This window comes from Paenibacillus sp. FSL H7-0756 (assembly GCF_038006765.1).
Lineage (GTDB): Bacteria > Bacillota > Bacilli > Paenibacillales > Paenibacillaceae > Paenibacillus_AQ.
The window spans coordinates 1,743,371-1,760,528 of the sequence record NZ_JBBOVT010000002.1 but is presented as its reverse complement, the minus strand read 5'-3'; the positions used below and the strand labels follow the sequence as shown (position 1 = coordinate 1,760,528).

Sequence of the window (17,158 nt, the reverse complement as noted above, 5' to 3'; positions counted from 1 at the left end):
TGGGTACCGCAATACATAAGCCTAAAAAAGGCGATCGTACAAATTTGAAGGTTTATAGTGTTTTTTTATAATCTTTCGTGCATCCCTCTCATACAAATTTGCTTTTTGAATTGTTAAGCTATTACCAGGCAAAATCATGTAAGCGCATACAAGAGGAGGAATCTCTAGGATGAGTAAAAAGATCAGGAGAAAGGCACTCTCGGCTTCAATGGCTGGTGTGCTGCTGTTATCCGTCATTACCCCTATGCCATTCTCTAACCCGCTTCAAGCTGCTCCGGCTGCTGCCGTGCAGGCTGCTATTGCTCCGGCACAGGTAACCGCCGATTGGTACAAGAGCTATCAGACGATGGATGGTGTAGGAGCCGCCTATGCGTATACGGATTCCGTCCATATGCTGCAGCTCGCTTCAGCCGGCCATCAGGATACGGTCCGGCATCTGCTCGATCTGACCTTCAGTGAACAGAAGGGTACAGGCCACGACATTGTCCGGGTGATCATCGGTGACAACGGCGGCCTGACGACTTCCGGGGCTACTGCGGCCAGCCCGGGGTTCAACCCGCTCACCAGTCTCCTGGCCGATGTAAGTAATCCCGGCTTCGACATTGAGGGGAATGCCATTCCCCTGCGCGGAACAGCGGGACAATACGGCTACAAGATCGAAGCGGAGAACCGCTATTATGACGGCAATACCGACAGCATCTGGCCGGTTGAACCGGAGCATGCTCCTGGAACCCTTGTACCTGTGCAAGACTTCATATGGGATTATCCCTCCTGGAATCAGCCGATCGGCAATGACGACGGCGGTCCGACCAATCTTCTCAGCAAGCCCGGTGAACTGCCGGTAGTCATTAAGAACTCCCCGCGTACCCGCAAAGAGCTGTTCGATATCGATCAGGTCTGGACCATGCTCCAGGCGCAGCAGTATGGCGTCAAGCAATTCTACGCCTGCACCTGGACTGTACCTTACTGGATGAGCCAATCCAACACCAATTCTCCCAGCAAAATTATCCGCGGCGACATTGCCACCATCGGCGGAAAACCGGTCAAAATATATTATCAGGCCTATGCAGATTATCTTGTCAATTATATTCGCGGCATGTGGGAGCAGTGGGGCATTCCGATAACCCACATCAATCCTTTTAACGAAGTCGATCTGGCGGGCGGCTCAGCCGCTTATGTTACTGAACTGATTAACGTCTATATCGGGCCTGCCTTGAAGAAATCGATGCAGCCCGGCGGCGACCTCTATGATATTAAGAACCCGGACGGCAAGCTCATCGATTTCATTCCCCAGCTTGCCGCTGTGGACGGCACGAATCTGGGCGCTTCCTTAAGCAGAGGCGGTGAGGTGTTCTCGCAGACCGACCCTGATAATGCACTCGACAAGAATCCCTATCTCGATGTATTCACCACCCATCTCTACGGTACAGTTGGCATCGGTACGGATGAGAACAAGCTGTACCACACCGGCGATTTCTCCAAGGGCCCTCTGGATTACACCAAGGATGGAAGCAAGTATCCCGAATATCTGACGAAGTATAAGCTCTGGCAGGCAGAATTCATGAACCAGGACACCGGTGACGGATCGGCTGGCGCGTATACCCAGCGCTACGGCAATCAGAATATCAATGACGCCGTGCGCTGGTCTAATCTGATGACGAATATGTTCACCAGTAATCCGGGCTTCACCGGCTTTGTCTGGTGGAGTATGTGGGACAGCAACGGCGCGGACGGCTCTGACCTGATCCGCTTCGTGACGACCAACTCCCAGCAGGAGCCGGGACGGATCAGCACACTGACCGGTGAATACCGGTTGTTCAAGCGCTTTTACAGCTACGGGCATTTCTCCCGGTTCATGAATCCCGGCGATGTGCGCTTTGAGGTTACACGCGTACCGGCGCCTGATCTGAATGTGGTCGGCTTCAAGAATCCGTCTACGGGCGATTTCTCAATGACGGTATCGAATGCGAACAATGATGACAGCGTTCAGCCGCTGGAATTCAATCTGAAGGATTTCCCGGCAGGAACGGACAGTGTGACGGTGTTCCGCACCTCGGGAAGCGAGAACCAGAAGAAGCTGGGCACGATTCCGGTATCGGGCGGCAAGTTCGTTATTGATATTCCGTCGGCCAGCGTCGTAACGGTTGTTCCGTCCAAGGGAACCTTTGCCACCTATCAGGGACTGGACGGGGAACGCGATATCTTCTCTACACTGGAAGCGGAGGGCAATGACAACCATGTGCCCGGTGACAGTGCAGGCCAGGCGGGCCGGGCCAATGAGGCAGTGACGCTTGGGGCAGGCGGCTACCTCGCTTACAACAATGTGAACTTTGCAGACGGCTCGGCGAACGGCGGCGTGGTCCGCAGACACTTGCTGTATCTTACCGCCCAGACGAAGTCGGCCCAGGGAGGCAAGCTTGCCGCTTATGTGCTTCCGGTGGGGGCCGCTGCCAGCAGCAGTGCCGATATCCTGTCCCAAGGTACGCGGGTCGCAGAGATTCTGGTACCGGCCAACGACAGCTACGGCAAATTCCAGACTATGGTCGATACCGGTGACCTCAGTGCTTACGGGCATAAGGATTTCTATATTGTGGCTGAGCCGAGCGGGGCCGGGGGTACCATTACCGTTGACCGCTTCCTGTTCGGCGCAGGCGATTCCGACTGGAGTACAGCCGCCAATAACTCGGTCGTGACGATTCCGGGGAACCTGCTGCTGAATGGAGATTTCGATACAGCCACAGGCTCGAATTCCGATCACTGGTCGGCAGGCCGTTACAATAACGGCAGCTTCGAGCCTGCTGTCACCGGGCCTGTGCTTACGGCAGATACAGTGCAGAGCTACTCGGGACTCTCCCGTTACCTGAAGAACAACTCTACCTCCAAGGTGGCCGGGTCCGGGAAGCTTGCGGGCCGCACAGCAGCTGCGGAGCAGTATGACGGCCTCTGGCAGGATTTGACCGGCAAGCTGACCAAGGGAGAAAGCTATAACTTCAAGGGTTATTTTCTCTCGATGATGAGCCGTCCGGACAGCTATGATGTCGCTGCGGAGCATCCAGGGGATGTGGAAGCGGCGCTGGTGTATTACGACAAGGACGGAGTCCAGCTTGGCATGGACCCGATTAATGGGCGCGATATGCCTGAACCCTACGCTGCCCGTGAAGCTGGCGATCCGGCTTACTGGCAGAACGGCAAACTGATCGGACGTATTCTTGAGGGCGGCCCGCTTGGCCTTAGCTCCTTCCAGCCTGCGGATGTGAAGGTGGCGGACTGGCATGAGACGCCTAATCAGCCGTTCACGTACAATGAACCCGCAGGCACAGCAAAGGTAATTCTGGCGGTGTATGCCAAGGATGCCAACATCCTGTATGCCGACCAAATGTCGCTTACTCCTGAGGCGGTTGTCTCCCGCAACCTTTTTATCGATGGCGTTCAGCCGTCTGATTTTGACGAAGCGAAGTACGAATATAAATTTATGGTGAAAGGGAATGCCATTCCGAAGGTTACAGCGGTAACCAGCGATCCGGCTGAGCATGTGAGTATCTCGCAGGCGAACAATGTGCAAGGAACGGCAGTGGTCCGGTTTAGCAAAGGCGAACAAGTGAAGACCTATAGAATCTTCTTCAGTACGAACGAGGTGGTTGATTTCTCGAATGGCCTTCCGGCAGGCTGGGAGGTAGTAAATCCGGCTGATCCGCAGGCGGCACTCCGCTATAGCGCGGATGGTGCAGAGATTCAGACCTTGAAGAGCGGTACGGAGTATCCGGGCAGCCATAATATGCTGCAGCTTCCAGGCTCCGCTGACGGTAACTGGACGCTGACGGCGAAGCTCACCGTTGACAAACCGTTAAATGATCCGTCCATGGGCGAGAACTCCCAGGTGGGTCTTGGCATCAGCGGCAGTTCAAGCGGAGAATTTTACCGGATCAATGCAAGGAAGGTCAGCAGCAATATCAAAGTCAATAATTCAGGCAAAATTGGTACCGAATCCTTCACCAACAACACGAACCAAACCAACTTAAGCGGTACTAACTATTTCTTGCGGATTGTAAAAGAAGGCAATGTGGTGCAGGGCTATTTCTCGACCAACAGCGGCTCTTCCTGGATTACGATGGGCAGTCCGTCCACGTATACTCCGGAATTCTTCAAGGCTGCCAAGGTGCAATTGTATGGAACCAATACGAGCGCAGTAACGGATTTCAAAGTCACCTTCTCGGGGGTTACCCTGGTGAAGACCCTGGGAGAGACGGGGGAAATAATCTGGCCTGAGGGAAGCAAGCTTGAAGCTACCGGTATTACGCGTACAGGGGTTACCTTATCGTGGCCGGCGGCAATGGATAATCTGGGCGTTACCGGCTACCGTATCTACAATGGGATTGATGCCGAGCCGCTGCTTGTAACCGGCATTGAACCGGTGGAGAGCGAAGCCGGAGCCGTATACCGTTATGAGATATCCGGGCTGCTGCCGAATACGCAGTATACCTTCAAGGTGGAGGCAAGAGATGCTGCGGGGAGCTGGAGTAAGGACGGACCGTCCGTTATAGTGACCACCCTGCCGGGTGAAGACATCACACCGCCGGTCTGGGCGGAAGGAAGTACGCTTGCCGCTTCCGGTATCACGAGTGACGGGCTGACGCTGACCTGGTCAGCTACGGCTACAGATGACAGCGGCATCTACGGGTACCGGATTACGAACGGAACCGGAGAACAGGCGATTACGGTTACAGATGCTGTGTACACGGAGACCGTAACAGGTGCTGTATATAGTTATCAGGTAACGGGATTACAGCCGGGTACAACGTATAGCTTCAAAGTGGAGGCAGGAGATACAGGCGGCAATTGGAGTGCCGATGGGCCTTCGGTGCCGGCAACCACACTGTCTGCTGCAGACACCGCACCTCCGGTCTGGCCTGAGGGAAGCATGTTTGATGCTTCAAAGATCACGGCATCGGGCCTGACATTAACCTGGACGCAGGCTGAGGATGATACAGGAGTGACAGGCTACAGAATCTATAAGGGATCGGAGGAGATAGCGGCGTTGCCTGGAAAAGAGCTGCGGTACGAGGTAACCGGGCTTGCTGCGGGAACAGAGTATCATTTCTCGGTGCAGGCCGGGGATGAAGCCGGGAACTGGAGTAAGAATGGTCCCGCCCTATCTGTAACTACGCTAAAAGACAGCGGCGGTCCGTCTGAGCCGACGCCAACACCGACAACAAGACCGACGCCAACACCAACAACAAGACCAACACCGACGCCAACACCGACGCCAACACCGACGCCAATATCTACACCAGCGCCGACATCTGCGCCAGGCTCTATGCCGTCATCTGCACCAACGCCAACGCCTGTGCCTGGAACAGTAGGGTCGCCAGCGCCGTCACCAGCTGTAACTTCGGCACCTTCACCGGTGCCTGTCAGCCCATTCCAGGATGTGCAGGCCAAGTATAGCTGGGCTTCCGAGGCGATTGACATGCTGTACGGGCTGGGTATTATCACAGGAACCTCCAGCACCAAGTTTAACCCGGAGAAGAACATCACAAGAGCGGATTTTGTGCTGATGCTGGTGCGGGCACTGGGACTTGAAGCGGAAACAGAAGTATCATCTGCTTCCAGCTTTGCGGATGTCAATCAGGCAGCCTATTATTATGAAGCATTGGGCATCGCCAAGCAGCTGGGAATCATTCAGGGAGTAGATGGAAGCAGGTTCAATCCGAAGGGGGAAATCACCAGACAGGATATGATGGTCATCGCTGCCAGAGCACTGAAGGCGGTGAACAAATTAACAGTTAGCGGCAGCGCCGGAGATATAAGCAGCTATTCTGACCGGAATGAAGTGGCGAAGTATGCCGTGGATAGTGTAGCTGCTCTGGTTAGAGCAGGCATCGTGCGGGGAGACGGCATATCCATTCATCCCGCCGCAGCCACCACCCGGGCGGAAGCCGCCGTCATGACTTTCCGTATGCTGAAGAAGTGATGAAGTAACACCCCGCAGGTAAAAGCATAGAATCATATCAAATCCCCCTCACGGCCGCTAGCGTCCCCCCATCGGAAGATGGGCCGGATGTCGGCTGGCCGGAGGGGTATTTTTGAGTAATATAAACGTCCACGTCCCAAGAGCAATCCCTCGCCGTACCTGCCACCGAACAACCAGCATACTAATCCTTCCGGGTGATCATGATCCTGCAAACACGAAGCTGCCAGAATCGGAATTAGGATAGGAATTAGTTGGATAAAGTACACTTGCTTCCGTACATCCCTAGGATATCAGCGAAATAAGATTCTTTTTGCCAATTGTTTGCGGCTTGAAGTGTGCGTGGAGGCTACTCCCCGATAATCGCAATGTCCGTGTTGATCCATTTGGCTGTGTCTAAGCCTTTGGCCTGTAGAAGCAGCGTGTTGATGATATCCTCGCCCCAGTTCTGCTCGTTCTGTGAGATTACGCGGGTGATCTGGCCGTTATCCAGCGCCTGCTGCAAGGCAGGGGTCAGGCCGAGGGCGAGGTTATAACGCTTCAGCCCCTTAGCCTTCCAGACCAGGACAGAGCTGGTGCTGGAGACAAAGTCCAGATTGACCAGCGCGCTGAAATGGGGATGGTCCGAGATCATCTGCTCCAGCTGCCCGGCAGCCCGCTCTGCACTGCCATCATTGTGGCGAATCTCCAGTACATCGATGTCTGTATGCTGAGTCAGGTAGGCCTCAAATCCAAGCAGACGTTCCCGGGTGCTCTGCATCCGGGACATCCCGGACTCCACCAGAATCATTCCTTTGCCGCTTAGCAGACGTTCCACCGTCTGTCCCATCACTGTGCCGGTTGCCCGGTTATCCGCCCCGATATAGGCTGCTCTCCGGCTGGCTGGTGAATCCGATTCGAAGCAGACCACAGGTATCCCTTGGGCGGCCGCCTTGTTAATCATCGCGGTGAGCGCCTGCGAATCCACCGGAGCAATTGCAATACCGTCTACGCCCCGTTTAATCATCATCTCCATGATGCGGATCTGCTGCTCCAGATTGGCCTCATCAGGGGCTTGCACCAGCAGCTCCACGTTATGCTTCCGGGCTACCGCTTCCGCTTTTCCGGTGATCATCTCGTAAGTGGCATTCACCATAGGGTAGATAATGCCGAAGGTCAGCGGAGGTTCTTCACCTGCACTTGACGGAGAATCTCCCGCGCCTATCTGAGAAGTATCCGTTGCTCCGGCTGCCTTAAGACAGCCGCCAAGCAGGAAACCTGCCGTCAGCAGCAGGAGAACCACGGACCATCCCCGAAGCCTGTTACCGCTCACGCATTTCCCGCCCCTCTGCGGATCGTGTGCAGCTGCTCCCCGGTATTTCCCTGCCTGCGGAATTCCATGGGCGTCATCCCCGTTACTTTTTTGAACAGGTTGGAGAAATAATGCTGATCGTTATAGCCGACCAGATAGGCGATTTCAAAGGTTTTGTGACCCGTGGATTTCAACAGCTCCTTGGCCCGGTCCATACGTGTAGCCGTCAGGAATTCCGTGATGGTCTGCCCGGTCGCCTGACTGAAGGTCTTGCTCAGATGGCTGGGACTGACCCTGACCACCTTGGAAATGTCATTCAGGGAGAGCTGCTCCTTGTCGTATTGCTCACGGATATATTCCTTCACCCGGTCAATCAGCTCACGGTGCTTGTCTGCTCCTTCGGAACGCCATTCCCATAGCCGCTCGTATAACTGCTTGAGATACTGAAGGCCATCCTCACTACTGGAGATTTGCTTCAGCGGTGTCTGCAATTCCTGGAGGATGCCGGCGTGGCCTGCAGCTGCGCGGAACCCGTTCTTCGCCGTCTGGACCAGCTCCAGGGTGATATCGTTCATCAGGTAACAGGCATATCCTGAGTCCCAGTTCATTTGCTCAAGCTGCTTGGACAGCTCCAGCAGGAAGCCGGACATCTGCCTGTGGTCGCCTGACTTCAGGAACTGGACCAGCCGGCTTCTGTCGAGCAGAACCCCATGGGCACTAGGGTCATAATACGCCTCAAGCATGGCGGCGGAATGCATTCTGGACATCTGCTTGAACATCCGGTCATTCTCGGCTTCCAGATAGGAGAGGTGGATGCCCTGAAGTCGTTCGCAGACCTTGCCCCGGCTGACGGACAGCTCCAGCCCGCAGCCTTCCCTCAGCCGCTGCTTCGCTGCCGCGCACAGGTCATCCAGAGTCTGGTTCATCTGGGCCGGATCACTGCCTTTATAAATCAGGACCGTCTCAGTGCGGCTGCGCTTGTAAATGAAGCTGTCGGCTGCCTCCTTGAGCAGGCTCGCTAACAATTCCTCTGCATCCGGTGAAGCGGGGGGAGGCTCCGGGGACTCCTCCATATTCTGCGGTTGCAAAGTAAATATAGCGGCGGCGTAGTAAGGAGCTGTTAACTGCAGCTCAAGCTGGGCCGCCGCTTCGTAAGCGGCAGCGGTGCTGATCAGGCCTCCGCACAGATCCGCGAACAGATTCTCGGGGGTGTAGGCATATTTGTGCCTGATCCTTAGTTCCTCATCAATCCGGGCGCTGACGCTACGAAGGAGCTGTAGCAGGTCGGCTGCGCTGAACGGCTTCAGGCAGTAGTCCTCCACCCCCAGACGCAGCGCCTTCTGGGCATACTGGAAGTCATCATGGCCGCTGAGAATGATGATTTTGATCTGCGGGAATTTCTGGCGGACGACAGAGGTAAGCTCCAGGCCGTTCATGAACGGCATTTTGATATCGGTAATCAGAATGTCGGGCAGCTGCGCTTCAATGATTGGGAGCGCCAGCTCCCCGTCGGGAGCGTCACCGCAATAGAGGAAGCCCTCCTTCTCCCAATCGATGCATTCCCGGATATTCTCGCGGATCAGGATCTCGTCATCCACCAGCATAATCTTCTTCATCACTAGACCCCCCTGTTCTTGGGTATGCGAACCGTAATCTGTGTGCCATAGCCTTCCGAGCTGTCCAGACGGATACCATATTCGGGCCCGAAATACAGACGCAGCCGCTGATGCACATTCTGCAGGCCGAAGCCGCCCTGGCCGGTGTCCTCGGGTTCCTCCGACTGGATGGGATGCTCGACCGATTCCCGCAGCGCCGCAAGCCGCCCGTCGGGGATGCCGATGCCATTGTCCGAGACCGTCAGCATAATGGTGCCTCCGTCGGTGTACCCGCCTATGCGGATCAGTCCCATGCCCCGCTTATTCTTAATTCCGTGGTACAGGGCGTTCTCGACCAGCGGCTGCAGGGTCATATTCAAAATCGGATACTCCTGCAGATCTTCCGCCACCTCAACCTTGAACTCCAGGATGTCGTGGTAGCGCATCTGCTGGATAATCAGATAGCTCTGCACATGGGCAAGCTCGGAGCGGATCTGCACCCAGTCGCGCCCGTTGTTGAGGCTAAGCCGGAAGAACGCGGATAATGCCTTTACCAGCCGGATCACGCCATCGTGATTCCCCGCTTCGGCCATCCAGACAATAGAATCCAGCGTGTTATATAGAAAATGAGGGTTAATCTGCGCCTGAAGCGTCCGCAGCTCTGCCTTCTGCAGCTGCTGCTGCTTACGGATGCTCTGGGCCAGCAGCTCTTTGATCTGCTCGACCATAATGTTGAAGCTCTGTCCGAGATCTGCGATCTCATCGGTACCGTCCGGCTTGACTTTGGCTTCCAGATAGCCACTTGCGGTCAGGCGCATCTTGTGCTGGAGCAGCTGGATGGGCCGGGTTAGCCGCCGGGTCAGCAGATAATGGAGCGTGATTGCAAAAATAATGCTTAAGCCCACGCTGATAATAATCAGCTGCCTGATCCGGTTCGCCTCGGCCACAATCTCCTGCAGCGGGGCTATGCCGATAATCGTCCAGCCTGTTGCCAGTGAGGAGGTATGGACGATGAACCGGGGCGGGCCGCCCGTCTGAAGCACGAAGCTGCCGCTTCTGCCCCGTTCCCCCGCAGGGATCAGGTTGTCCTGAATAACGGCCAGCTCCCCCGCCCGCACAGGAGGGACATAGAGGGGATTGTTCTGCTCGTCCAGCAGGTAGAAGAATCCGGTAATGCCAATCGTCACCTTGTCGCAAAACTCTTTAATGAAGGAATCATTCAGATCCACTATGATATAGCCGATGACCTCATGCGTAATCCGCTGCTTGACCGCCTTCATTATCGAGATCACTCCCTTATCCCCGTAGGTGAAGCCGTCTACCCGGTCATAGCTGGTAACCAGCGGCGGGGGCACCCGGAGGATCAGCTCGGGATTCTGGGATAACGCCTGAAAATGCGGATTGCGCAGCGGGTTGATACCCGACTGAAAGATTCCCCGGCGTTCGCTGATGCCTTTGCCGTACAGATTAATCAGGCTGATGTTGAGCACATTCTCATACTTGTAGGTGTCCCGGTAGAGGGTGAAGGTCTGCAAAATGTCCTTGGCCTCCTGATAGGTCTCCGACTGCGAGAACAGAAAGTGGATGACCTGAGGATTATTGCTAAGCTCCAGCAGACGCTCGGTATCCTTGAACAGGTTGTCCATATTCGTTCCCAGCATTTCGGCCTGAAGCATGCTTGAAGCCTTGCTGTGACTGGAGATGGATTGGTAGGATTTCTGGTAGGAAATGAGGCCGACGGCAATCAGCGGTATGGTGGACAGCACTATGAACAAAGCCAGCAGTTTGGCTCTAAGACTGGAGGAGATCCAGCGTGTAATCCGCATTATCGGGAATTCCCTTTCACAAGTAGAGTAGATGCCGTTCCTAGTTTTTATTTTATAACAAATATTGGAATACCGAAACAAAAAAGAAAGCGCAAACAAAATATCCACCTTTTGAATAAAAAAGTACACCAAAATACCTGTTCGGAGGGAACAAACCCAAAATTAGAAAGCAAACGCCAAAGGCTGCCCGTATAATGCCCTTCTGTAAGCGTTCTATAATGGGCACAACACCGGAACATGGTGAACGTCAAGGGGGAGGAATAAGGAGATATGAAAAAGCTTGGAAAAGTGGGGGCTGTGCTTGCCCTGACCCTGTCCATGACCCTGCTGGGGGCATGCAGCAGCAATAACGGCGGGAACACGGCGGCGGATGCGGGCAAGACAGACAGTGCAGCAACGAAGGCGCCGGCGGCCAATGCCACCAAAGAGGCCAAGGATATCACGCTCGGCTTCTCGCAGGTGGGGGCGGAGAGCGGCTGGCGCAGCGCGAATACGAAGTCGATTCAGGATTCAGCCAAGGAAGCGGGCTACACGCTGAAATTCTCGGATGCCCAGCAGAAGCAGGAGAATCAGATCAAGGCACTGCGTTCTTTTATCCAGCAAAAGGTCGATGTCATCTCCTTCTCTCCGGTAGTGGAATCCGGCTGGGATACGGTTTTGAAGGAGGCGAAAGCGGCGGGCATTCCAGTTGTTCTGACAGACCGTGCGGTAGATTCCAAGGATACCTCACTGTATGTTACCTTCCTGGGCTCCGATTTCGTGGAAGAAGGCCGCAAGGCAGGGAAGTGGCTGAGCGAGCAGTATAAGGATGCTTCCGGGGACGTTAATATTGTAGAGCTGCAGGGAACTACAGGCTCTGCTCCGGCCAATGACCGGATGGCAGGCTTCGCTGAGACCATTAAGGATAACCCGCACCTCAAGGTCATTGCTTCACAGACCGGCGACTTCACCCGCGCCAAGGGCAAGGAAGTCATGCAGGCCTTCCTGAAGGCCAATAAGAAAATTGATGTGCTATATGCCCATAACGATGATATGGCGCTGGGGGCTATTCAAGCGATTGAAGCAGCAGGCCTGAAGCCGGGCCAGGATATCAAGATTATCTCTGTCGATGCCGTGAAGGACGGAATGCAGGCCGCCAGTGAAGGTAAAATCAACTTCATCGTCGAGTGCAACCCGCTGCTTGGACCTCAGCTGATGCAGGTAGTTAAAGATGTTGTCGACGGCAAGCCGGTAGAGGCCCGCATTGTAACCGAGGAGACCACCTTCACTTCCGAGCAGGCCAAGGAAGCGTTGCCTAGCCGCCAGTACTAAATATTGTATAAGAAGAACTTAAGAAATTAACGAAAAGCAAAAAGAAGCGGAGGGGAAATTTGGAACTTTAGGAGAGGTAGCAACCGCCTTTGTCACCGGATTTCAACCGCGAAGAGCGGATTAAATCAAGAAATCTGGTGACAACAGCGGCCGTAAGTCCAAATGTTCACCGCAGCGATGACCAAGCTTCAAGTTCAAACTTAAGTGCGTGGAGAATAAGGAGTGGATATAGCCTTGAGCACACAGCAGCCCATACTGCAAATGACCCGGATACATAAACGGTTTCCGGGGGTGAAAGCCCTGACAGATGTGAGTCTGCGCCTGTTCCCCGGCGAGGTGCATGCCTTGATGGGCGAGAATGGCGCCGGTAAATCCACCTTGATCAAGGTGTTGACCGGCGTCTATTCGATTGATGAAGGCCTTGTGGAGATGGAGGGTACCGCCATCTTCATGCGCAGCCCGCAGGAATCACAGTCTGCGGGCATCAGCACCGTGTACCAGGAGGTGAATCTGTGCCCCAACCTGACAGTTGCCGAGAATATCTTCATCGGCCGGGAGCCGCGGCGGTTCGGCTGCATCCAGTGGAAGCAGATGAACCTGCGGGCAGCGGAGCTGCTCCGGGAACGGATGAATCTGCACATCGACGTCACCCTTCCCTTGCAGAGTTACTCTGTTGCAGTTCAGCAATTGGTTGCCATAGCCAGAGCATTGAATATCTCGGCGAAGGTGCTGATTCTGGATGAGCCGACCTCAAGCCTGGATCAGAACGAAGTGGATCAGCTGTTCCGCATTATGAGGAAGCTTCAGCAGGAGGGGCTGTCGATCCTGTTTGTGACGCATTTTCTGGACCAGATGTATGAAATCTCCGACCGGGTCACCATTCTGCGCGGCGGCGAGCTGGTCGGTGAATACATGGCGAACGAGCTAAGCCGCATGGATCTCGTACTCAAAATGATCGGCAAGGAGCTTCATCTGCTGGATGAGCTGCCAACGCTTGCGGCACAGGACAAGAACAGCCTGGGCGATGAGCTGCTGAGAGCTGAAGGGCTGGGCCGCCGGGGCGGAATCGAGCCGTTCGACCTGAATATCCGCAAGGGAGAGGTCGTCGGACTGGCCGGACTACTGGGTTCCGGGCGGACGGAGGCGGCCCGCCTGTTGTTCGGTGCCGACAAGCCGGACTTCGGGCAAGTGATCCTGCCGCCGTCCGGCGGTGGTGTGCACTCCCCCCGGGAAGCCATAGGACGGCGGATCGCCTTCTGTTCGGAGAATCGCAAGACCGAGGGGATCATCGGCGATCTGACGGTAAGAGAGAACATTATTTTGGCGCTCCAGGCCAAGGATGGAATGTTCAAGACGATCCCGCGTGGGCGGCAGGAGCAGCTGGCTGGAGAATACATCCGCATGCTGAATATCAATCCTCCCAGCCCGGACCATCTGATCAAGAACCTCAGCGGCGGCAATCAGCAGAAGGTGCTGCTGGCCCGCTGGCTGCTGACGGAGCCGGAGCTGTTCATCCTCGATGAGCCGACGCGGGGGATCGACATCGGAGCCAAAGCAGAGATTCAGAAGCTGGTGCTGACGCTCTCCCGGCAGGGAATGTCGTTCCTGTTCATCTCCTCGGAGCTGGAGGAGGTGTTGCGGGTCAGCGACCGGATCGCCATTCTGCGCGACCGCCGCAAGGTGAAGGAAATATCAGAGAAGGACATGAGCCAGCAGCAGATTATGCAGGCGATTGCGGGAGGCTGAACCAACCATGAGCGTAGTAATGAAGCATCATTTATTCTGGCCGCTGTGCGTACTGGCTGCACTGCTGCTGTTCAACCTGTGTTATTCGCCGGATTTCTTCTCCATCACCGTCCATGACGGGCATTTATACGGAAGCTTAATCGACATACTGAACTTCGGTGCGCCGCTGATCCTGGTAGCTATCGGGATGACGCTGGTAGTGGCTACCAAGGGGATCGACCTGTCGGTCGGTTCCATAGTAGCTATCTCGGGCGCTATCGCCTGCCTGAGCATCAGCAGAGGAGCGGACCAGAACAGTATGGGGCTGATCCTGACCTCGGTGCTGCTGGCCGCAGGCCTGTCCCTGATGCTGGGGGCCTGGAACGGACTGCTGGTCTCCATGGCCGGAATTCAGCCGATTATAGCCACACTGATTCTGATGGTTGCGGGAAGGGGGATCGCCCAGCTTATTACCGGCGGACAGATTATTACAGTAACCAGCACCAAGTATGCGTATATCGGGTCCGGTTCACTGGCTGCGCTGCCCTTCTCTATTTTTGCAGTAGCGCTGGTTCTGGTGATCGCCCTGCTGCTTACCCGGCGGACGGCCCTCGGCCTGTTCATCGAATCAGTGGGCTGTAATCCGGCCGCCAGCAAGATGTCCGGCATCCGTGCCCACTTAGTCATACTGGCCGTCTATGTGTTCTGCGGCTTATGCGCCGGAATCGCCGGCCTGCTGCTCAGCTCGAATGTCTCCAGCGCTGACGGCAACAATGCCGGTCTCTGGTATGAGCTGGACGCTATTCTGGCCGTGGTCATCGGCGGGACGTCGCTGAACGGCGGCCGCTTCTATCTGACCGGCACCGTGATTGGGGCGCTGATTATCCAGACGCTGACCACCACCATCTATATGATCGGTGTGCCGCCGGAGATTACGCTGGTTGTTAAGGCCTGTGTCGTCCTGGCCGTCTGCCTGATCCAGTCGGACACCTTCCGCGCTGCGGTTGCCGCCCGCTGGAAGTCGCGGCATTACCCCGCTGAGAAGGAGATGAGCCGTCATGTCTCTTAACCGCAAGTATATTCCGATCGTTGTCACCATTCTGCTCTTCATCGTCATGTTCACCGCGGGTTCTTTCCGGTACACAGGCTTCTTCTCCCTTCAGGTGCTGATGAATCTGCTGGTGGATAATGCCTTTCTGCTAATCACGGCGGTGGGCATGTCCTTCGTCATCCTGTCCGGCGGCATCGATCTGTCTGTCGGCTCGGTGATTGCGTTATCCACAATGGTCTCGGCGAGCCTCGTGCAGCAGCAGGGCTGGCCGCCCGCCGTGGTTATCCCGCTGGTACTCCTGATGGGCGCCGTATTTGGTACGATTATGGGAGCGATTATCCATTATTTCTCCATCCAGCCTTTCATCGTCACACTGGCCGGAATGTTCCTGGCCCGGGGCTTATGCTATGTCATCAGCATCGATACCATTACTATTGATAACACCTTCTATACCGCCATGGCGCAGACGCGGATTCCGCTGCCGGGCGGCAGCTTCCTCTCCATCAGTGCTGTTATCGCCATACTTGTCGTAGCAGCCGCTATCTTTACGGCTCACTATACCCGGTTTGGGCGCAATGTGTATGCCCTTGGGGGCAGCGAGCAATCCGCACTGCTGATGGGATTGCCCGTGGCGAGAACCAAGGTGCTAGTCTATACGCTTAGCGGACTATGCTCGGCGCTGGCCGGCGTGGTGTTCACCTTTTATATGCTGTCGGGGTACGGGCTGCATGCCGTCGGCTTCGAGCTGGACACCATTGCGGCGGTCGTCATTGGCGGCACGCTGCTGACCGGAGGGGTCGGATATGTGCTGGGTACCTTCTTCGGGGTACTGATTCAGGGCGTGATTCAGACGATTATCAGCTTCGAGGGCACACTCAGCTCCTGGTGGACGAAGATCGTCATCGGCCTGCTGCTGTTCATCTTCATCCTGCTGCAGCGGGTGCTAAGCTCCAGGCGGCTGACCTTAAAAGAATAAGCAGTTCGCATAAAGAGGAGAGACAATTTATACTTGTCTCTCCATTTTTTTGAAATATAATAATGTATAGGCTTCAAGCTATACATTATCCTTCTATTTCTCGCCGAAACGGTACCGTCCTTTAGAAGGAAGGCAAAGCCGTTTCCACTTGCTATATAATTGTAATCGCTATCATATGGAAGGGGGAATCTGCTTGCGAACAGTAAAAGAGTGTCTGGTGCTGCTGGGCATCGTCCTGACACTGCTGCTGCTGGGCGGTTGCACGGGTGGCGGGAATAACGGCGGGCCGCAGGCGCTGCCCATACCTGAGCCTTCTCCTGCGGCGCTTACAGGCCTGCTGCCCTCCGCAGCAGAGACCGCCGCAGACAAGCCAATCGTGCTGGGCTTCTCCCAGCTCGGATCGGAGAGTACCTGGCGGGAAGCGAACACCGCATCGATCCGCGAAGCTGCCGGGGAGGCGGGGATTACGCTGCTGCTGAAGAACGCTGAGCAGGATCAGCAGAAGCAGTTCGAGGCCATCCGTTCTTTTATCCGCAGCGGAGTCGATGTGATTGCCGTTGCGCCTGTGGTGCAGACCGGCTGGGAGCCGATTCTGCTGGAGATTAAGCAGGCCGGAATTCCGGTGATTATCCTGGACCGTTCAGTCAATGTACCGGACAGCTCGCTCTATGTCACGTTCATCGGCTCTGACTTCTATGAAGAAGGAGTGAAGGCGGCCAAGTATGTGAGAGACAAGATGCGCCATCATAACGGGGAGATCCGCATTGCAGAATTGCAGGGAACCGTAGGCTCAACGCCGTCCATCGACCGTGGGCGCGGGTTCCGCAAGATGCTTGACGATCAGCCGAACCTGCAGATTACCCTCAGTGCTCCGGCGGATTTCACGCGCAGCGGCGGTCATGAGGTGATGAAGACTTTTCTGCAGCAGCCGAAGGAGCAGTGGCCGCAGGTGCTCTATTCCCATAATGACGATATGGCAATCGGCGCGGTGGAGGCTATTAAGGAGGCCGGACTTGTGCCGGGAGAGGATATTATTATTGTGTCAGTGGACGGGACGCGGCGGGCGTTCGAGCAGATGGTGGCGGGCAGCATCAACGCTGTGGTCGAATGTAATCCGCTGCTGGGGCCGCTGCTGATGCAGGCCGTGAAGGAGATTATGGCCGGCCGGACTCTGCCGAAGCGGATGGTGACCCCGGAGGATATATACACCCGTGAGCTGGCTGCTATGGAGATCAACAACCGCAAATATTAAGACATAAAAACCAAAAAATTTCAACTTTTCAAACAAAAATCTACATTGTTCATTGGGCAGAAGTATATTAAGATGAACTCGAATAACAAATATTAGTAGATTCGTTCAAGTAATTCAATAGGAGGGGAGGATTGTGAGCTTCCGGCATAAGTAACGCATCCGA

Annotated in this window: 9 protein-coding genes; 6 read left to right on the top strand and 3 right to left on the bottom strand. The window is 55.3% G+C overall.

The genetic code is table 11. The features are described from left to right. Window positions 1-169: 169 nt before the first annotated feature. A complete protein-coding gene (locus tag NST04_RS24400; RefSeq protein WP_341186533.1) occupies window positions 170-5,971 on the top strand; it encodes an S-layer homology domain-containing protein in 5,802 nt (1,933 codons plus the stop codon). Window positions 5,972-6,317: 346 nt separating this feature from the next. Here the strand turns inward: NST04_RS24400 and NST04_RS24395 are convergent, their stop codons facing one another. Genes NST04_RS24395 through NST04_RS24385 form a run of 3 tightly spaced genes read right to left on the bottom strand, consistent with a single transcriptional unit; the run spans window position 6,318 to window position 10,680 of the window. Next, the gene (locus NST04_RS24395) at window positions 6,318-7,280 is read right to left on the bottom strand and encodes a sugar ABC transporter substrate-binding protein (RefSeq protein ID WP_341186532.1); all 963 of its coding nucleotides are present in this window, start codon (window positions 7,278-7,280) and stop codon (window positions 6,318-6,320) included. Further along, the gene (locus tag NST04_RS24390; protein ID WP_341186531.1) at window positions 7,277-8,875 is read right to left on the bottom strand and encodes a response regulator; all 1,599 of its coding nucleotides are present in this window, start codon (window positions 8,873-8,875) and stop codon (window positions 7,277-7,279) included. Before NST04_RS24390 ends, NST04_RS24395 begins: the two co-directional genes overlap by 4 nt. Window positions 8,876-8,877: 2 nt before the next feature. Further along, complete coding sequence (locus tag NST04_RS24385; protein ID WP_341186530.1) at window positions 8,878-10,680, bottom strand: cache domain-containing sensor histidine kinase; 1,803 nt, start codon at window positions 10,678-10,680, stop codon at window positions 8,878-8,880. 270 nt (window positions 10,681-10,950) lie between these two features. On the opposite strand from NST04_RS24385, the gene NST04_RS24380 reads away from it, so the two are divergent. The 5 genes from NST04_RS24380 (at window position 10,951) to NST04_RS24360 (ending at window position 16,995) form a co-directional block, all read left to right on the top strand. Beyond that, on the top strand, window positions 10,951-11,991 hold the full coding sequence (locus NST04_RS24380; protein WP_341186529.1) for an ABC transporter substrate-binding protein: 1,041 nt from the start codon (window positions 10,951-10,953) through the stop codon (window positions 11,989-11,991). Between the two features lie 222 nt (window positions 11,992-12,213). Further along, window positions 12,214-13,737: a sugar ABC transporter ATP-binding protein gene (locus NST04_RS24375; RefSeq protein ID WP_341186528.1), complete on the top strand. Its 1,524-nt coding sequence runs from the start codon at window positions 12,214-12,216 to the stop codon at window positions 13,735-13,737. 7 nt (window positions 13,738-13,744) lie between these two features. Beyond that, window positions 13,745-14,785, top strand: a complete 1,041-nt coding sequence (locus NST04_RS24370; protein ID WP_341186527.1) for an ABC transporter permease — start codon at window positions 13,745-13,747, stop codon at window positions 14,783-14,785. Further along, window positions 14,775-15,743 (top strand): galactofuranose ABC transporter, permease protein YjfF, encoded by a 969-nt coding sequence (yjfF, locus tag NST04_RS24365; protein WP_341186526.1) that lies wholly within the window; start codon window positions 14,775-14,777, stop codon window positions 15,741-15,743. Before NST04_RS24370 ends, yjfF begins: the two co-directional genes overlap by 11 nt. Window positions 15,744-15,936: 193 nt before the next feature. Beyond that, window positions 15,937-16,995: an ABC transporter substrate-binding protein gene (locus NST04_RS24360; RefSeq protein WP_341186525.1), complete on the top strand. Its 1,059-nt coding sequence runs from the start codon at window positions 15,937-15,939 to the stop codon at window positions 16,993-16,995. The last annotated feature ends 163 nt before the right edge of the window (window positions 16,996-17,158 follow it).